Consider the following 17,090-nt stretch of genomic DNA (forward strand, 5'->3'; position numbering starts at 1 on the left):
GGTTCCGTGCTCGCCGGCCGGTGTGCCGACGATGTCCTTGAGCGCATCATGGACGCATGGGAACGGGGACTGACCGCGGTGAGGACGGCGCCGGGAGCGGTGAAGAGGGATTCGGCACCACCGCAGGAGCGGACCTGCTCGACTTCCGCTCCGGGCGGTTCCACGGCGACGTGGTGGCCAAGAAGGTGGAACACCACTATCACCGCGCCCCGGGCACGCCGGCGTTGCGGTCGCTCCCCGGCCCGGTACGGGCGTTCGTCGGACGCGACCGTGAACTGCGCACGCTGCTGACCGCTCTGGACCCCGCCGAACCGGCCCGTGGTGCGGTCCTCGTGTCCTCGGTCACCGGGCTCGGCGGCGTCGGCAAGACCGCGCTCGCCCTCCAGGCCGCGCACACGGCGCAACGCCTGGGCTTCTTCCCCGCCGGAGTGGTCTTCCTCGACCTGCACGGCTACGACGACGTCCCGGTGGCCCCGGAGCAGGCGCTGGAACAGCTTCTGCTGGCGCTCGGTGTCCCCAGGGACCACATGCCGACCAGTGCCGACGCGCGTGCCGGACTGTACCGCTCGGTGCTGGCGGAGGTCGGCGAGACACAGGGCGCGCTGTTGGTGGTCGTGGACAACGCCTCCCACCCTTCGCAGGTGAGGCCACTCCTGCCGGGCCACTCGTGCCACCGTGTGCTGGTCACCTCCCGCGATGTCCTGTCACAACTCGGCACGCAGTTGCTGCGGCTGGGGGTGCTCTCCCCCCAGCATGCCGTGCAGGCGCTGGAGACGGCGCTCGCGGCAGCGGATCCGGCCGACACCCGCATCGCACGAGACCCTCACCAGGCCCTTCGGCTGAGCGGCCTGTGCGGATACCTTCCGCTCGCCCTCCACATCGCCGCCGCGCTCCTCGTCAACGACCCGGGCAAGCCGGTCGAGGAGCTCGCGGACGAACTCGCCGGCACGGCGACCCGCATCGACTACCTGGACGACGGTGAGCGAGCGATGCGAGCGGCCTTCGACATGTCGTACCGCCGACTGGACGACCGTCCGGCACGGTTGTTCCGTCTGATCGCCCTCGCGCCCGGTCCCGAGGCCGGGCCGGAAGCACTCCGCGCGCTCGTCGGATCGCCACCCGACCCTCCGTCCCTGGACGTCCTCGTGCGGGCCCACCTGATCGAGACCGGCAGCAGCCGTGGCCGCTGGCGCATGCACGACCTGGTGCGCGCCTACGGTGTCTTCCGGTCGCGTGAGGACGCCGTCGCCCTCGCGGAAGGCCACGCGGCGCGAGCCCGGCTGCTCAGCCGGTACCAGCGGCGCGTCGCGGACAGTCACTCCTTCCTCCGGCCGCTCGCCGAGCAGCCCCGCGGGGGTGAGTTCACCGACCGGGACGAGGCCCTGCGATGGCTGGACACGGAGCGCGAGGGACTGGTGGGGGCCTCCCAGTGGGCCGCCGATCCGGAGCACGCCGAGACCGGAGTGCGCTTCGCCCTGAGCCTGTGCCACTACCTGGCCTGGCGGCGCCACTTCGACGACGCCGCCGAGGTCTACCAGCACGCCGTCAAGGGCGCCCGACTGCTCGGTGACCGGCTCCTCGAGGGCATGGCGCACGACAATCTCGGGATGGCACTTCGCTATCTGCGGCGGGGCGACGACTCGATCGCCGCGCACCGGCGTGCCCTGGACCTGTTCCGCGAGCTCGGCACCGTACGGGAACAGGGCACCGCACGGTACAACCTGGGCAACGCCCTGATGGAGGAGCGCCGTTTCGACGAGGCCCTGGAAGCGTTCCGCGAGGCGGACACGCTGCTGCGCGCGTCCGGCGCCCTGCGCACCGCCGCCATGACCCAGAACGGCCTGGGAGTGCTGCGGTTCAGGACGGGCCACTTCGACAAGGCCCTCACGCACCTCGACGCGGCCCGGGAGGCGTCCCGCTCCCTCGGCGACACGATCATGGAGGCTGTCTCCACCAACAACCGGGGGCGCGCCCTGCGTGGTCTGGGACGGCCGGACGCCGCACTCGACGAGCACGTGCGGTGCATGGACTTCTTCCAGACGCTGGGCCAGACCGAGCGTGCGGCGTCCACACGCAACGATGTCGCCCTCGCTCTCAGCGCACTGGGCAGATTCCCGGAGGCGATCGCACAGCACACGCAAGCTCTGGACGCGCTCAGGCAACAGCGCGAGCAGTACCGCGAGGCCGTCGTCCTCAACGATCTGGGAAGCACTCTTCGGTCGGCGGGCCGTCCCCAGGAGGCCGTCGCGTGCCACGCACAGGCCCTGGAGACGCTCCGTGACGTCTTCTTCGACGCCTATGGACAGGCCCGCTCGCTGGACCTTTACGCCGCCGCCGTACTCGCGACGGGCGACACCGAAGAGGCGGTACGGGCCTGGCGGAGGTCGGTCGGGCTGTACCGGCGGACCGGCTCCGAGGACGCCGCCCTGGCGGCGACGCGACGGATCACGGCCCTGGGCGGGACGGCCGAAAACTCCGGGGCGGAGACAAGCGATGACTGAGCTGGCCGACACCGCGTCGATCGTCTTCCTTCAGCCCATCACCTTGTGCAACCTCGACTGCTCGTACTGCTATCTCCCGGACCGGTCGGCGCGCCAGATGATGTCCGTGGAGGTGGCCGACGCCGTGGCGCGCGCGGTGACCACGTGGTCGGCCGAGCATCCGGTACGCGTCGTCTGGCACGGTGGGGAGCCACTCGCCCTCGGCGTCACGCGCCTGACGGAACTGCTCGGCCGATTCCGGGACGACGAAGGGCGTGTCACACACGCCCTCCAGACCAACGCCACCCTCATCGACGACACCTGGTGCGAGGTGTTCACGCGCCACCGGATCAGCGTGACCGTCAGTCTGGACGGCCCGCGGGAGGCCAACCGCGCCCGGACCACCCGCGCCGGACGGGAGAGCTTCGACCTCGCCCTGCGCGGTGTCGCCGCACTGCGCGCCCACCGCGTTCCCTTCGGGGCGATCGCCGTGGTCGAGGACCCCGATCCCGGCAGCGCGGCGGAGCTGTACGAATGGTTCGTGGCACTCGGCTGCCGATCCCTCGGCGTCAACATCGTGGAACGCAAGGGAGTCCAGGAGGCGGGTCAGGTCGACGACGGCCGGGTCACCGACTTCTGGTCCGCTCTCGCCCGCCGTTGGAGGACCGACCGTCGCCTGCGGATAAGGGAGTTCGAGCACGCCCTGCGCTATGTCGCGGCGGCGCTCACCGAGACGGCCGGGCATCGTACGCTGGCCCGCCACGACCCCCTGCCCATGGTCGGCTGGGACGGCGAGGTGACGGTGCTGGGGCCGGACCTGGCGGGGTTCTCCTCCCGGCGCCACGGCCCTTTCACCGTGGGCAACGTGACGGACACCGACCTCACCGACCTGGTACGGCTCGCGCCGCGGGCCTCCTGGGTGGCCGAGGCCATGCGGGGCCTGACGGCCTGCCGGTCGACGTGCGACCACTTCGCGTACTGCCTCGGCGGTCAGCCGGCCAACAAGTACTTCGAGACCGGACGCTTCGACGTCACGGAAACCGCGTACTGCCGCAACAGCAGGAAACGACTCATGGAGGGACTGATCCGCAGTGTCGGACACACCTGAAGCCGGTGAAACCCTGTCCCAGCGCGTCGAAGCCCACCGAGCCGCTCTGGCGTCGCTGCTGGCTCCCGGCGGCCTCGATCCGTCGCCGGTCCCTCCCATGGACGTGGCGTCGCGGGCGGACGTCCTGATCTCGGCCACCGACGACCCCTGGCACGACGGCAGCGGGAGGGACAGCCAGGACGACGAGGAGGAGAAAGCCGAGTCCGAGTAGGCCGCCTCGCGGTCGTCGCCGCGTTCGGGTAGGTGCGTGCTTCCCGGGCGTCCGTACCAGTACGGACGCCCGTTCCGCAGTCGCCGCGCCGCTCCGCCGTACCCGAAATAAGGTGTTTTGTACGTGCCCCTAGAGGCTGTTGGCAAGGTCCAGCGCCGACATGGTGCCGAGGGCGACGCCCGTGGCGGGCGTGGCGGAGCCGTCGTTGGAGCCGACAGTGTTGTCACGGCCCGCGTCGAAGACGTCGTCCTGCGCGTACTGGGCGTCGTTGCCGCCCACGATGAAGACGTAGTGGGTGTCGCCGTCGGCGGGCGCGGCCAGTGCCGGGGACGCGGCGGCGGACAGGCCACCGGCGGCGGCCAGAACGGTCAGAGCGGCAAGGGCACAGGTGCGCATGGTTCGCTTCACAACATCGCCTTTCACGCGAAGGGCAGAGATCACGCCCCAGAACGTAGGCGCAGTCGCGGCTCGTCGGCGGCCGACACACAGGGCGTCACGACCGATGACTCCGTATGCGGCAACGGCCGGGTGACACCCGTGACGCGATGCGGGCGGAGCCCGTCCGCCCACCGGATGCGACAAATCCCTGGGCGGCCCGCACGGATGACGTACCCACGCCGCAGTGGCGGCCCGAGGCGGCCAGGAGTGGACCGGTCGGCTCAGGATGGGCCTCTCCCTGAACTCATGTGGTCGTGACGGCGATCGGGCGGTTCCGGACGTCCACCGCGGCGAAGTGGCCATCCTCGTCGAGCAGTTCGAGTCGGCCCGGGGAGCCGACGGGTTTTCGCACAGCCAGCCTTGACACGCGCCGCCGTGGATGGTCGTTCCGGCCGGGCCTCGTCGCGGAGTACGCCGAGACCACGGGCGTCCCGCCGTGCCGAGAGGCCGTAACGGCGGGACGCCCACCCCGATCACGGGCGTTCCGAAGTCCGGAGCGGCGCACTTCACGGCGACTACACATCGCGGCGTCCGGTCACTCTCCGGGCACGGAGAGCGCTCCGATGGCACGATCGTCAAGAGGTCGGTACGATCGCCGGCCGCCGTCCGGCCGGGCTCGTCGTCGGAGATGTGCATGGCGAACGACGAGTCCGGCCGGGCTCGTCGTCGGAGATGTGCATGGCGAACGACGGCGTAGGCTGGAAGTTGATGGTCATGACGGCCACCCTTGGGCGGCGCGAGATGGACGACGCGCGGAGGGTGGCCGGAACGCGCGGCCGGTAGCAGACTCTGCCCTGCGCACAGCCGCTGGCATCCGAAGACACGGGGGCCGAAGGGACGGCGATCACGCATGAGCGGTAGCGGGAACCAGGCAGTGGCGTATCTCAAGCCGGGTGCGGTTGAGGTCAGGACCATCGACTATCCGACGCTCGAACTGCAGGACGGCCCGGGAGTGGCACCCGCGAACATCGGCCGTAAGTGCCGGCACGGGGTCATCCTCAAGATCCTCGCCACCAACATATGTGGCAGCGACCAACACATGGTGCGGGGGCGTACCACCGCGCCGGAGGGGTTGGTCCTCGGACACGAGATCACCGGAGAGGTGGTGGAGCGGGGCCCGGATGTCGAGTTCATCGACGTCGGGGACGTCGTCTCCGTACCGTTCAACATCGCCTGCGGGCGATGCCGCAACTGTAAGGAACGCAAGACGGGCATCTGCCTGAACGTGAACCCGGCCCGGCCGGGGGCGGCGTACGGCTACGTCGACATGGGCGGCTGGGTCGGCGGTCAGGCCGAGTACGTCATGATCCCGTACGCGGACTTCAACCTGCTGAAGTTCCCGGACCCGGACCAGGCGCGCGAGAAGCTCCTGGATCTGACCATGCTGTCGGACATCTTCCCGACCGGCTTCCATGGCGCGGTCACCGCGGGTGCCGGCGTCGGCTCCACGGTGTACGTCGCCGGTGCGGGCCCGGTCGGTCTGGCCACGGCGGCGTCGGCGCAGCTACTGGGCGCGGCCGTCGTCATCGTCGGCGACCTCAACCAGGAACGCCTCGCCCAGGCGAGGAGCTTCGGCTGCGAGACGGTCGACGTGTCGCGCGGCGACGTGGGCGAGCAGATCGCGGAGCTGCTGGGCGAACCCGAGGTCGACGCGGCCGTCGACGCGGTCGGCTTCGAGGCGCGGGCGCACGGCCCGGACGCCCAGGAGGCACCCGCCACCGTGCTCAACTCGGTGATGAGCATCACGCGCGCGGGAGGCGCCGTCGGAATCCCCGGACTGTACGTGACGGAGGACCCCGGCGGCATCGACGACGACGCCCGGAGCGGGACGTTGAAGGTTCGGCTGGGGCTCGGCTGGGCCAAGAGCCTTGCCTTCACCACGGGGCAGTGCCCGGTGATGCAGTACCACCGCGGGCTGATGAACGCGATCCTGCACGACAAGGTGCACATCGCCAAGGCGGTGAACGCGACCGTGATCAGTCTGGAGGACGCGCCTCGCGGTTACGCCGAGTTCGACCAGGGCGCCAGCCGCAAGTACGTCATCAATCCGCACGGGGCGCTGGACGGCGTACAGCCCGTCTGACACCTGGCCCCCTGAACTGGACCTCCGAGCCCGGCATGACTGCCTCCCCTGCCGTAGGAACGACATGGGGTGGTGTCACCGGGCTCGAAGGGTGCCGATGGACACGTTGCCGAAGCGCGCGCCCATCGACTGCTCACGCAGTCGTGTCACGGCTTCGTGACGGCGTCCACACTTCAGCCGCATGCGGTCTAGCGTGTTCCGCCTGAACCGGTATCACTCGGGGGGAATCCTTGCGTACCCGCATCATCGGTGTCGTTCTGGCCTGCACCGTCGTCGGCGCCCTCGCCGCCTGTCAGCCCGCCGACGACGCCAAGTCCGGCGGTGGTGCCACGGCGTCGGGCAGCGCGGGGGCGGGGAAAGGCGGGGGTCCGACCGCGCACGAGAAGAAGACGGTGCCGGACTTCGTGGGTATGGGCCTGCAGTCCGCGCAGGATACGGCGCAGGAACAGGGCTTCTACGCACTGACCTCACATGACGCGCTCGGCCGGGATCGCAACCAGATCCTCGACCGGGACTGGAAGGTGTGCTCCCAGAGCGTGCAGGCCGGCACGTCCTCCGCGGTGGACACGGAACTGGACTTCGGGGCGGTGAAGTTGGACGAGACGTGCCCGAAGAAGGACGAGAAGGCGCCGTCGGTGGCAGGCGGCAGGATGCCGGACTTCGCGGGCAGGTCGGTGAAGGCGGCTCGAGGCGCGCTGGACGCGGGCACGTCGATCACGGTCAAGGACGCTTCGGCGGACGACCGTTGGGTGCTGGTCGAGTCGAACTGGCAGGTGTGCACCCAGTCCCCCGCGGCGGGCACGACACTGAACGGTCAGCAGGTCGCCTTCACGGCGGTCAAGTTCGGGGAGTCCTGCCCGTAGCGGGCACCACGGCCCAGAGCGGGCGCGTTGACCAGCACCTCCGTGACGAGCGCGGTGGCGCCGCCGAGGCCGCGACCGTGACGAGCGGGGTGGCGCCGCCGAAGGCCGCGACCGCGATGTTGAAGCCGATGCCCATCGCGGCGCAGCGGACGGCCGTCGGGAAAAGCGCCGGCAGGGTAGCGGCACCCGACGCGGCGAAGCGGGCCCGGGCAAGGATCAGGACACCGTCGCGGTGTGATGCCGGACCGGCCACGGCCCGATGATTCACAGACGGGTGTCTTCCCACTTCCAGGGCTGGTCGTAGATCTGTCGCAGCAGTTCGGCGAAGGTGTCGCCGTCGAAGAGAACGCCGTTGTACTCCACGGGGATCCGCTTGCCGTCGATCACCGCGGTGGGTGTGCCCGGCCCTTCGGCGTCACCGGCTCCCCCGGCCCTCTCGTACGTCTCCTCGGAGGCGGCCACGAAGGCGCGGTACTTCATGCTCTTCACGGCCCCGTCGAACGCCGGACCGCGCAGGCCCTCCACCCTGTCGGCCAGTTCCAGCAGATAGGCCTCGGTGAAGCCGTCGTCGCTCTCCTCGGGCTGGTTGGCGTAGAGCACCTCGTGGTACTCGAGGAACTTGCCCTGCTCCAGCGCGGCGCGCAGTGCGTTGACCGCCCTCTTCGACCCACCGCCGCCGAGCCTGTCGTCCAGGAAGGAGGCCAGGGTGTACTCGGTTCTCGCCCGCCGGTCGAGCATCGCGCCCCGCAGCTCGAAAGCGCCGCCGTTGGTCTCGAACTCCTCACAGACCGGACAGCGTGGATCCTCGTACAGATGCACGGTCATCTTCGCGTCCGGATCCCCCACCAAAATGGTGGTGCCGTCCTTGCCGAGCCTTTCCGGCAGTTCCTCGGCCCGCGAGAACTGAGGCTCGGCCTCCAGCGCGCGCTGTCCACACCCCGCCAGCGTCAGCACCACGGCCGCGCACAGCACCCACCGCCCCCCCCCCCCACGCACCATGCGTCATCCCCTCCCCAGAGAACAGGGCGACCATAGATCATCGGTACGGCGGACGCACACGGCATTCGTCGCGGGTGACTGCGGCGAACCTCGCGGACCGAGGCTCGACTGCGGCTCGGCGCCTGCCGGAAGAAGCCGAGCCGCCGGCGACCGGCAGTCGACAGTCGGCAGTCGGCAGTCGGCAGTCGGCAGTCGGCAGTCGGCGATCAGCGGTCGGCTACGTCGAGGCGGGGCGTTCGGGCTTCCGGGCCAGAAACGTGGCGATCGTCCGCCGCGCGCCCTCGGCAGGCTCCTCCAGCAGCTGTGAGGTGACGTCGAGCCCGGCTTGGCCGAGGAGAGCGACGATCCGGTCCGGCGGCTGCAAGTGGGACTCGTAGGACACCGGGTGGCCGCCGTATGCCCGCGTCGGGCGCAGGCACGCATCGTCTCCCACATGGCCGGCCATCATCAGGACGCCGCCGGGGGCGAGCGTACGTCGGAACTCGGCGAACACAACCGGCAGCAACTCCGGCGGCGTGTGATGGGTGGAGTAGTAGGCCAGGATGCCGCCGAGTTCGCCGTCCCGGATCGCCAGCGCTGTCATGGAGCCCACGGTGAAGTGCAGGCTCGGACAGGTCTGCCGGGCCAGCTCGATCATCCGCGGGGACAGATCGACGCCGAAGGCCGGCACCCCCAGGCCGGCCAGGTACGCGGTGACCTTGCCCGGCCCGCACCCCAGGTCCGCGACCGGCCCACGGTCCGCCGCCCGCACGGCCTCGGCGAACGCGGACAGCATCGCACGTGACAACGGATCCAGTTCCGCGGGGGTTTTGACGAGTTCCGCGTAGCTGGCCGCGACCGTGTCGTACGACTCCCGGACCGCGGTCAGGTAGAGAGGCTCAGTCACCTGGGCGACTTTAGGGCAGGGGCCCGGCAGAAGTTCGCCTTCGGCGCCTTGAAGACCGTCCGGGCGCCCGCGTACGCGCTTGTCGTCCCGCTGGCAGGCGTGCCCGCGGGAGTGCACGCGACCTCTCGGGCGGCACGGCCATGGCAGAGCTATGCTTTATTGTTCAGCGGCGTTGCGTAAGGAAGTCTTTATGCTGGATGTGAGACGACTCCGGGTCCTGCAGTACCTGGCCACCCACGGCACGGTCGCCGCCGCGGCCCAGGCGCTGTATCTGAGCGCCCCCGCCATCTCCCAGCAACTGGCGGCGCTGGAACGCGAAGTGGGCATGCCCGTCGTGGAGAAACGGGGGCGCACCCTGCACCTGACTCCCGTCGGCGAGCTGCTGGTGTCCCACGCCGAGATCGTGCTGAGCGACCTGGCCGCGGCAGAATCCGACCTGGAGGCCCTGCGCGGCGGCGGTCGCGGCACGGTCCGCGTCGCCGCCTTCTCCTCCGCCGCGCGCAAACTGATCGCGCCGGTCTGGGCGCGCATCCTCGCCGCCGGGGAGGGTGCGGGCGCCACGCCGGCGCTGGAACTCGTCGAGCAGGAACCGGACCACGCTCTGGAGGCGCTGCGTCGCCGGGAGGTGGACCTGGCGGTCGTCCACGGGTACACGGTCCTGCCCCGCGACTTCCCCGCCGGCTGCGAGCAGACCAAGCTCCTGGAGGAACCCGTCCTGCTCGCACTGCACCCGGATCACGCGGCCCGCATGGGAATCGCTCCTGGTGAGACCGTCGACCTGGCACGGCTGTCCGACAGCCCCTGGCTCACACCGGGCGCGGAGAGCTCCTGCTACGAGATGGTCCAGCGCGCATGCGGCGCGGCGGGATTCGTCCCCGCCTGCCGCTCACGCAGCAGCGACTTCTCCGTACTCGCGGCGCTGGTCGCCGCGGGGGCGGGCGCGGCCCTGCTGCCTCATATGACCATCCCGGACTCGACACCGGGGCCCATCAGCCTGCACCCCCTCCTTCACCCCGTGACCCGCACCGTCTACACCGTCAACCGCACCGGCACATCACGGCGTCCCGACATCCTCCACCTGACAGAACTCCTGCTGGAGACGGCCCGCACGGTGGCCGCGGAGCAGGGGCACGCAGCCCCCGGCACCGTGGCGACAGGCACCGTGGCGACAGGTACCGTGGCGACTGGACTGGCGGGAGCCCAGCGGGACGCGGCAGGGCACTATTAAGTCGGACTTTCTGTTCCAGCAAGTAAAAGTAACTGGACCTTTATCTTCGTCGCACGCACCGTTGTGGTGTGAACACACGAATCGGCTCCCGCAGCTTCCTCGCCCTATCGGCCGTCGTGGTGCTCTGGGCCTCGGCGTTTCCGGCCATCCGCGTCGGGGTCGACGGCCTGGGGGTGGCGGCGCTGTCCTTGATGCGGCTGTCCGTCGCCGCCGCCGCCCTGCTGGTCATCGCGCCGTTCCTGGGCGTCCGGCGCCCTCGGCCACGCGATCTGCCGCTGATCGCCCTCGCCGGCGCCACCGGCATGACGGCCTACCAGGTGCTGCTCAACTGGGGCGAGGTCCACGTCCCGGCGGGCACCGCCAGCATGCTGATCGCCATAGCGCCGGTCTGCAGCATCCTGCTGGGCAGGGCGTTCCTGTCCGAGCCGGTAACAGGCCGGGTGGTCGCCGGTAGCGGCGTCGCCATCGGCGGCTGTGTGCTCGTCGCGCTCGGCGGCGGTTCGACGGGGTTCTCCACCGGCGCACTCGTGGTGCTGGCCGCCGCCGTCGTGCAGGGCGTCTACCACTGCGTCTCCAAGCCCCTGCTGCGCCGCTACAGCGGCCTGGAGGTCGCCACGTACGCGATGGCGGCGGGCACCGCCCTTGCCCTGCCGCTGCTTCCGGCGACCCTGCACGCTCTCGCGGCCGCCCCGTCCGGGGCGCTCGCCTCCGCGGCCTATCTCGGCCTGCTGCCCTCCGCCGTGGGGTTCGTCCTCTGGGGCTACGCCGTGGCCCGGCTGCCGCTCACCGTTTCCACCGCCGCGCTGTACCTGGTGCCGCCCGTCGCGATCGTCGTCTCCTTCGTATGGCTGTCCGAGATCCCGCGTCTCCTCGAAGTGGTGGGCGGCTTCGTCATCATCAGCGGGGTGGTACTGATCAACCGCCGCTCCCCCGCCGCGACCCGCGAGGGTCACGGCCCGGCTGCCGAGCCCGCGAAGCCGCACCCTACGGAGCCCACGGCCGGCCCCGTCGCGAAGCCCGGCGTCCGGCTGTCCCGGAGCGCCGGTCCCGGCCGGTCCCGGCTCTCTCCCCCGGCAGACGTGAGGACCGGGTCCGACTGAACGCGGCGACGAACCGATCCGTGGTTCCACGCGCGGGCAGATCTGACCGCGGACACAAGCTTGGAGGCTCACCGGGACACCTGGCCCCGGCCCCCTCAGAGCTCCGTGAGCACCTCGCCGAGTTCGAGCCCGGTCCGGGAGCGCTGCTGCGTCCCCCAGTGAGGAGGGCAGCACCCCAGGACCGCTCGCCCACAGGCCCCCCGTACGGCGAGCGCTTTAGAATCGCAAGTAACTGCATCGGGGAGGCACCGGTGAAACACCGAGACCTGGGCACGTCCGCATGCCCCATCGACCGGTCCCTGTACGAGGTCGGCGACACCTGGACACTCCAGATCCTGCGTGACGCCATGCACGGCATCACCCGGTTCACCGACTTCAGCAATCACATCGGGCTCGCCACCAACGTCCTGACCGCACGACTGCAGAAGCTGGTGTCCGTCGGGATGTTCGAGGTCCACGAGTCGGCGCTCGGCAACTCGCGGGACTACGTCCTCACCGAGAAGGGGCGCGACTTCCACACCGTCCTCGCGGCACTGCGCCAGTGGGGGCAGAAGCATCTGTTCGAGGACGACGAACCGGTCAACCGCGTCATCGACGCCCGCACCGGCCGGCAACCCCTGCCGCTGAGGCTCACCGCCGAGGACGGCAGGGAGCTCACACCCGACGACATCCTCATAGTCCAGTCACGCGCCGCCGACCCCATCGAAGCCGCCACCCCCATCGACACACCCCGCCGCAGGACGGCATGACGTCACACCGTCCGCCCCGCTCCCGGCGCGGCGGTCAGGACGCCGGCGGTCGCGTTCTTCCTCACCCTCCGGGGCTCGCCCTGCCCGGCCGCCGGCACCGGCGTACGGTGGGTCCATGGCCGTGGGTGACACCGAGGTCGTGAAGCGACAGTCTCTCGTGGCGTCGAAGGCAGGGGCGGACGCCTCGGCGGCCGGCCACGATGTGTGGGCGCGGTCCGTGGCGGAGACCCGGAGCTCAGTGGCGACGAGGGCATCCCCAGCCTTCAGACCATGCGGCGATCGGTGCCACAAGTGCCGTACGGACCTGGGGGTGGCCTTGCTCGCCTGTCAGTACCTCGGCGCCTCGATCCCGCGGATCCGTCCGTCGTGACGCGGAATCAGGAAGTGGTACGCACGGCGCCCAGGGCGCCCTGTGCCCCCACGCGGGCGCGGGTCGGCGCCACCGTCGCCTCTCGGGTACGGGCCGGCCGCACACGAGCCGACCGACAGGGTGACGGCTCGTCGGGCACACGACCGCCGTTAGGCCGGATGCCTGCGAGCGGATGCGCGTCGGCTTCGTCCCGCCGGAGGATCCATACCATGCGGACACCCACTGATACCCGGTCCTCTGCTCTTCCGGCGCGGCGCGGCGGTGCGCGTCATGCCATATCCGCGGCTGTCGCCTGCGGCGTCCTGCTGGCCGCGTTCACCGCGTGCGGTGACATGACGGAGCGGACCAGCCCGGGCGGGGCGCCGGGAAACAGCAACCCCGGGGCGTCCGGCTCCCCCCGCACAGCAGCCGGCACACGTCTTCCGGGCGTCGGAGACCGGATGTGGCAGCAGGTGCCGGCCAGTTCCCGCCAGGCGGTGGTCGTCTACGGCGACCGTCGCGACTCACCCGACAGCCTCGTCGTGCTCTACGAGAAGCAGGGCACCGCCTGGAAGAAGACGGGCAGTTGGCCCGCGCACAACGGCAGGATGGGCTGGACGACAGACCATCAGCTGGAGGACGAGCGCAGTCCCGTCGGTGTGTTCAGCCTGACCGACGCCGGAGGCTCGCTCAAGGATCCGGGCAGTCGCCTGCGGTACTGGTACGACGACAACGCCTACGCGGCCACGCTGAACCCGGAGGATGCCCACGCTCATGACTTCGACTACGTCATAGCCATCAACTACAACCGGCTCAGGGGCGTTCCGCCCTTCGACTGGACCCGGCCGGAAGGAGTGGAGAAGGGCGGCGGGATATGGCTGCACCTGGACCACGGTGACGGCACGTCGGCCTGTGTCACCGTTCCGGAGTCCGGCATGAAGACCCTGTTGCGCACCCTCGATCCGGCCGACCACCCCGTCGTGGTGATGGGCGACCGGGCACGCCTCAAGGCCTGATGCCCGAAGGCCCGAGTCCGTGCCGACGGGCGCCCGTGTCCATACAGGCGGGCGCCCGTGTCCATGACGGCGGGCGCCCGTCTCCTCTGGTCGGACGCCGTCCGACACCTCACGCACACCCCCACCCCCACCCCACCAGGTGATCGCCGCCGAACGGCCCTTAGCGTCGTGGTCATGACCGATGTGCGCTCGCCCGATACCTCGTCCCGTGTCCTGCACCGCGACCCGGTCGCCGATGCGCGAGGCCGCGGGCAGGCGGGGGCGGTCGGTCTGGTGATCGGCGGCGTCTTCGCCCAGCAGTTCGGCGCCGCGGTGGCGAGCCTGCTGTTTCCCCGGGCGGGGGCGTCCGGGGTGGTGTCCTTGCGCCTGACCCTCTCGGCCGTGGTGCTCCTGGTCGTGTGCCGACCCGTGGTCCGTGGCTACCGGCGGTCGGACTGGGCCGTCGTCATGGCCTTCGGTGTGGCACTGGCCGGGATGAACACGTTGTTCTACCAGGCGATCGCCCGGATCCCGCTGGGCGCCGCGGTCACTTTGGAGGTACTGGGCCCGCTGGTGCTGTCGGTGGTGACAGCGCGGCGCGCGAGCGGCTGGCTGTGGGCGGCACTGGCACTGACGGGTGTGGCCCTGCTGGGCCGAGGCGGTCTCGACGGACTCAACCTCGCGGGCAGCGCCTTCGCCCTGGGCGCGGCGGCGATGTGGGCCGCGTACATCGTGCTCTCCGCCCGCACCGGCAGCCGTTTCCCCAAGGCCGACGGGCTCGCGCTGGCCATGGGCGTCGGCGCCTTGACGAGCCTGCCCGCGGGAGTGGCCGCCGCGGGGAGCACGCTGGTCCAGCCGGTGTCCCTGGGCCTCGGTGCCGCCGTCGCTCTGCTGTCGTCCGTGTTTCCCTACACCTTGGAACTGCTGGCCCTCCGGCGCCTCCACAAGGCCACCTTCGCCGTTCTGATGAGCCTGGCCCCCGCGGTCGCCGCGACGGCCGGATACCTCGTCCTGGACCAGGACCTCGCGGCGCCGGAGGTCCTGGCCGTCCTCCTCGTCGTGACGGCCAGCGCCGGCGCCGTACGCGCCTCGACCAACCCGGCGCCGAATCGGCGCGAGACACCGGACGGACCGAACTGACGGCGGCCATCCGCCCGTTGGACGTCACGGGGACTCACCGAGACGATCGAGCCATCGAGGCACCGGTCAAGAGCGCGACCCGAAGCGGCCGGACCTGTCGACGTCAAGGCGGCCCCGGTACTTGTCCCGCCGCCCTCCACCATGCCGCTCTTTCCTCTCGAGCCGTAGCGGGGGCGGTCGGCGGAGGGTCAGCCGTGACGGGTGGTCGGCCGGATCACGGCGGGGACACACGAGGTGCGACCGCGGCGACCTGGGCGCCGGACAACTCGTCGAGGGAACGGCCGCGCGTCTCGACCCGGAAGGCGAAGGTGATCACGAAGCCCAGGGCGCAGATCACGGCCACCCCGTACAGCAGCGCGCTCTCTCCGACGCTGGACAGCAGTACGGGGAAGAGGAAGGTCCCCAGGGCGGCACCGAGTTTTCCGCACCCGGCGGCGAAGCCGTGGCCCGCGGTGCGCATCTCGGACGGGTAGACCTCGGCGGGCAGCGTGAACGTGGTGGCGTTGGGCCCGAGGTTCATGAACGTGTTGAACAGCGCGAAGCCGACGGCGACCATGCCGAGGTGGGCGCCGGCGCCTCCCGGGAGCTGGTCGGCCACGGCCAGGACACACAGCGCGCAGGCCATCACGGCGAATCCGGTGAGCTGCAGAGGTACCCGCCCGACCCGGTCCACCAACACGATCGCCAGCGCGAAGCCGATGGCCAGGAAGATGTCCAGCAGGGCTGTGCCGGTGGTCGAGGCGATGTCGTCGGCGATGAACGTGGTGTTCGCGCCGGCCAGTGAGAGCCCCGCCAGCAGGGTCGGGGTGAAGATGCCCACCCCGTAGGTGGCGATGTCCATCAGGAACCACGGAACCGCGGCGAAAATGGTGCGCTTGCGCCAGCGCGCGGAGAACAGTCGCGGCTGGATGAACGCCCGCAGTCCCTCGGGCGGCGCCTCCATCCGTGCCCGGTCGGCGTCGGTCACCACGACCGGGGCGCCGACCAGCGCCTGGCCGACCTCGCGTGCCTCCTGGTCCCGCCCGTTCTGAGCGAGCCAGCGAGGGCTCTCCGGCACTCTGCGGCGCAGCCAGATGATGACCAGGGCGGGCACCGCCCCGAATCCCAGGAGGATCCGCCAGGAGCCGGGCTGCGGCCAGATCTCGAGGATCACCACTCCGGCCACCGCCCCCAGCAGGATGCCCACCGCCTGGAGGCTGAACGCGGCCACCAGCCATCGGCCGCGGTTCTTGGAGGGCAGGATCTCCGCCAGGTAGCTCGCGGCGATCGGGTAGTCCAGGCCCACCGCGATACCGAGGACGAAGCGGAACGCCATCAGGGACCAGATGTCCCACGCGACCGCGCACAGCAGGGAGAAGACCACGAACATCCACAGGTCGACCCGGAAGATACGGCGCCGCCCGACGCGGTCGCCGAGCGGACCCAGCAGCGCGGCGCCGAAGACCGAGCCCACGATGGCAGCCGCCGAGAGCAGGCCCTGCTGAGCCGCGCTCACCTGGAAGTCGTGGGAGACCAGCGGATTGGCGACGCCGATGACGAAGAAGTCGAAGCCGTCGAGCATGACGCCCAGCCCGGCGAGCAGCCAGAACAAGACGTGAAGGCGTGACATGCCGGCCCCGTCGAGCGCTTCGCCCAACGGCCGGACCTTGTCGGAGAGACTCGTCGTGCCGGTGGTCTCGGTGGTCATGGTCCTCACCAGGCCGGGGCGCGCAAAAAGGCAGTTGGACACCAGCGTGCAACGGATCGCGACCCGTACGCGGTCCGCGGCCCGGCCGACACCCCGATCACACCTGAACAGCCCAGCCCGTCGCACCCCCAGGACCCACCGACGACGATCGCCATGCCGCCGGTCGCGTCCTGCGACGTTCCCGCGGGGGTGAGACCATGGAGTGGTCTAGGCACCGTAGGTCCGGGGCGGGAACCCATCCGTTGCGGGACTGACTGGAGGGCGATTGATGCTGCCCCTGACACGGCCACTGCTCTACGGCGTCGCGGCTGGAGCCGCCGGCAGTACCGCGCTCGACATCGTCAGCTACACCGATATGGCGATGCGCGCCAGGCCCGCCAGCAGTACACCTGAGGCGACCCTGCGCAAGCTGGCAGCGAAGTTGCACGTGCGGATACCCGGCGAGGGCGAGGCGCTGACCAACCGGATCGCGGGCCTCGCGCCCCTGACCGGATTCGCCGCCGGGCTGGGAATGGGTGGCGTGCTCGGTGTCGCACGTGCGGCCGGGTGGAACCCACCCCTGCCGTGTCAGTACGTCGTCGCCGCCGTCGGAGCCCTGATCGGCACCAATGGACCGATGACGGTGCTGGGCGTGACTGATGCTCGGACCTGGGGCCTCTCGGGCTGGGTGTCGGACATCGTCCCGCATGTGGCGTACGCCGTGGTGACCGTAGGCGTCCTCGACAGGATGCTCGAACCAGCGGTGCGCACACCTCGCCGCTGACCGTTCGAGAC

The 17,090-nt window shown here is 70.7% G+C and carries 15 protein-coding genes and 1 pseudogene; 11 read left to right on the plus strand and 5 right to left on the minus strand.

Annotation, left to right across the window (positions count from 1 at the left end):
* Positions 1-56 precede the first annotated feature (56 nt).
* The 3 genes from ACFV0T_RS20215 to ACFV0T_RS20225 are packed head-to-tail and all read left to right on the plus strand — an operon-like array spanning position 57 to position 3,799.
* Positions 57-2,501 carry a tetratricopeptide repeat protein gene (locus ACFV0T_RS20215; protein WP_385780647.1) on the plus strand — a complete coding sequence of 815 codons (2,445 nt, stop codon included), beginning with the start codon at positions 57-59 and terminating at the stop codon, positions 2,499-2,501.
* Complete coding sequence (amcB, locus tag ACFV0T_RS20220) at positions 2,494-3,588, plus strand: cyclophane-forming radical SAM peptide maturase AmcB (protein WP_385780650.1); 1,095 nt, start codon at positions 2,494-2,496, stop codon at positions 3,586-3,588. Before ACFV0T_RS20215 ends, amcB begins: the two co-directional genes overlap by 8 nt.
* A complete protein-coding gene (locus tag ACFV0T_RS20225; RefSeq protein WP_385780653.1) occupies positions 3,572-3,799 on the plus strand; it encodes a hypothetical protein in 228 nt (75 codons plus the stop codon). The genes amcB and ACFV0T_RS20225 overlap by 17 nt, the downstream gene beginning before the upstream one ends.
* A 129-nt stretch (positions 3,800-3,928) precedes the next feature.
* Here the strand turns inward: ACFV0T_RS20225 and ACFV0T_RS20230 are convergent, their stop codons facing one another.
* Complete coding sequence (locus ACFV0T_RS20230; RefSeq protein WP_385780655.1) at positions 3,929-4,207, minus strand: hypothetical protein; 279 nt, start codon at positions 4,205-4,207, stop codon at positions 3,929-3,931.
* Positions 4,208-5,087: 880 nt separating this feature from the next.
* Here ACFV0T_RS20230 and fdhA point away from each other — a divergent pair.
* Together fdhA and ACFV0T_RS20240 are read left to right on the plus strand one after the other, a co-directional pair.
* Positions 5,088-6,320 carry a formaldehyde dehydrogenase, glutathione-independent gene (gene fdhA / locus ACFV0T_RS20235; RefSeq protein ID WP_385780658.1) on the plus strand — a complete coding sequence of 411 codons (1,233 nt, stop codon included), beginning with the start codon at positions 5,088-5,090 and terminating at the stop codon, positions 6,318-6,320.
* Positions 6,321-6,550: 230 nt separating this feature from the next.
* Positions 6,551-7,183 carry a hypothetical protein gene (locus ACFV0T_RS20240; RefSeq protein ID WP_385780661.1) on the plus strand — a complete coding sequence of 211 codons (633 nt, stop codon included), beginning with the start codon at positions 6,551-6,553 and terminating at the stop codon, positions 7,181-7,183.
* 70 nt (positions 7,184-7,253) lie between these two features.
* Here ACFV0T_RS20240 and ACFV0T_RS20245 read toward each other — a convergent pair.
* The 3 genes and pseudogenes from ACFV0T_RS20245 to ACFV0T_RS20255 all read right to left on the minus strand — a co-directional run.
* Positions 7,254-7,409 (minus strand): annotated as a pseudogene (locus ACFV0T_RS20245) (MFS transporter); the annotation flags it as partial.
* Between the two features lie 38 nt (positions 7,410-7,447).
* Positions 7,448-8,182: a DsbA family protein gene (locus ACFV0T_RS20250; protein WP_385780664.1), complete on the minus strand. Its 735-nt coding sequence runs from the start codon at positions 8,180-8,182 to the stop codon at positions 7,448-7,450.
* A 217-nt stretch (positions 8,183-8,399) separates the two neighbouring features.
* Positions 8,400-9,068, minus strand: coding sequence for a class I SAM-dependent methyltransferase (locus ACFV0T_RS20255; RefSeq protein ID WP_385780667.1), 669 nt, complete (start codon positions 9,066-9,068; stop codon positions 8,400-8,402).
* 190 nt (positions 9,069-9,258) lie between these two features.
* On the opposite strand from ACFV0T_RS20255, the gene ACFV0T_RS20260 reads away from it, so the two are divergent.
* From ACFV0T_RS20260 to ACFV0T_RS20280, 5 genes are all read left to right on the plus strand, one after another.
* On the plus strand, positions 9,259-10,296 hold the full coding sequence (locus ACFV0T_RS20260; RefSeq protein ID WP_385780670.1) for a LysR family transcriptional regulator: 1,038 nt from the start codon (positions 9,259-9,261) through the stop codon (positions 10,294-10,296).
* 68 nt (positions 10,297-10,364) lie between these two features.
* On the plus strand, positions 10,365-11,396 hold the full coding sequence (locus ACFV0T_RS20265; RefSeq protein ID WP_385780673.1) for a DMT family transporter: 1,032 nt from the start codon (positions 10,365-10,367) through the stop codon (positions 11,394-11,396).
* 251 nt (positions 11,397-11,647) lie between these two features.
* Entirely contained in the window at positions 11,648-12,145 is a 498-nt protein-coding gene (locus ACFV0T_RS20270; protein WP_385780676.1) for a winged helix-turn-helix transcriptional regulator, read from the plus strand.
* A gap of 810 nt (positions 12,146-12,955) precedes the next feature.
* The gene (locus ACFV0T_RS20275; RefSeq protein ID WP_385780679.1) at positions 12,956-13,510 is read left to right on the plus strand and encodes a hypothetical protein; all 555 of its coding nucleotides are present in this window, start codon (positions 12,956-12,958) and stop codon (positions 13,508-13,510) included.
* 174 nt (positions 13,511-13,684) lie between these two features.
* Positions 13,685-14,629: a DMT family transporter gene (locus ACFV0T_RS20280; protein ID WP_385780683.1), complete on the plus strand. Its 945-nt coding sequence runs from the start codon at positions 13,685-13,687 to the stop codon at positions 14,627-14,629.
* A 214-nt stretch (positions 14,630-14,843) separates the two neighbouring features.
* Here ACFV0T_RS20280 and ACFV0T_RS20285 read toward each other — a convergent pair whose 3' ends face one another.
* Complete coding sequence (locus ACFV0T_RS20285; protein WP_385780686.1) at positions 14,844-16,316, minus strand: MFS transporter; 1,473 nt, start codon at positions 16,314-16,316, stop codon at positions 14,844-14,846.
* A gap of 268 nt (positions 16,317-16,584) precedes the next feature.
* On the opposite strand from ACFV0T_RS20285, the gene ACFV0T_RS20290 reads away from it, so the two are divergent.
* Positions 16,585-17,079, plus strand: coding sequence for a hypothetical protein (locus ACFV0T_RS20290; RefSeq protein WP_385780689.1), 495 nt, complete (start codon positions 16,585-16,587; stop codon positions 17,077-17,079).
* The last annotated feature ends 11 nt before the right edge of the window (positions 17,080-17,090 follow it).

Origin of the sequence: Streptomyces sp. NPDC059582, from assembly GCF_042735715.1 — a bacterium.
GTDB lineage: Bacteria > Actinomycetota > Actinomycetes > Streptomycetales > Streptomycetaceae > Streptomyces.

Bases quoted from the DNA above. Each gene is read 5' to 3' on its own strand.
- ACFV0T_RS20215 (WP_385780647.1), top strand. From the start codon at position 57: ATGGGAACGGGGACTGACCGCGGTGAGGACGGCGCCGGGAGCGGTGAA.
- amcB (WP_385780650.1), top strand. From the start codon at position 2,494: ATGACTGAGCTGGCCGACACCGCGTCGATCGTCTTCCTTCAGCCCATC.
- fdhA (WP_385780658.1), top strand. From the start codon at position 5,088: ATGAGCGGTAGCGGGAACCAGGCAGTGGCGTATCTCAAGCCGGGTGCG.
- ACFV0T_RS20250 (WP_385780664.1), bottom strand. From the start codon at position 8,182: ATGGTGCGTGGGGGGGGGGGGCGGTGGGTGCTGTGCGCGGCCGTGGTG.
- ACFV0T_RS20260 (WP_385780670.1), top strand. From the start codon at position 9,259: ATGCTGGATGTGAGACGACTCCGGGTCCTGCAGTACCTGGCCACCCAC.
- ACFV0T_RS20275 (WP_385780679.1), top strand. From the start codon at position 12,956: ATGTGGCAGCAGGTGCCGGCCAGTTCCCGCCAGGCGGTGGTCGTCTAC.
- ACFV0T_RS20280 (WP_385780683.1), top strand. From the start codon at position 13,685: ATGACCGATGTGCGCTCGCCCGATACCTCGTCCCGTGTCCTGCACCGC.
- ACFV0T_RS20285 (WP_385780686.1), bottom strand. From the start codon at position 16,316: ATGACCACCGAGACCACCGGCACGACGAGTCTCTCCGACAAGGTCCGG.
- ACFV0T_RS20290 (WP_385780689.1), top strand. From the start codon at position 16,585: ATGCTGCCCCTGACACGGCCACTGCTCTACGGCGTCGCGGCTGGAGCC.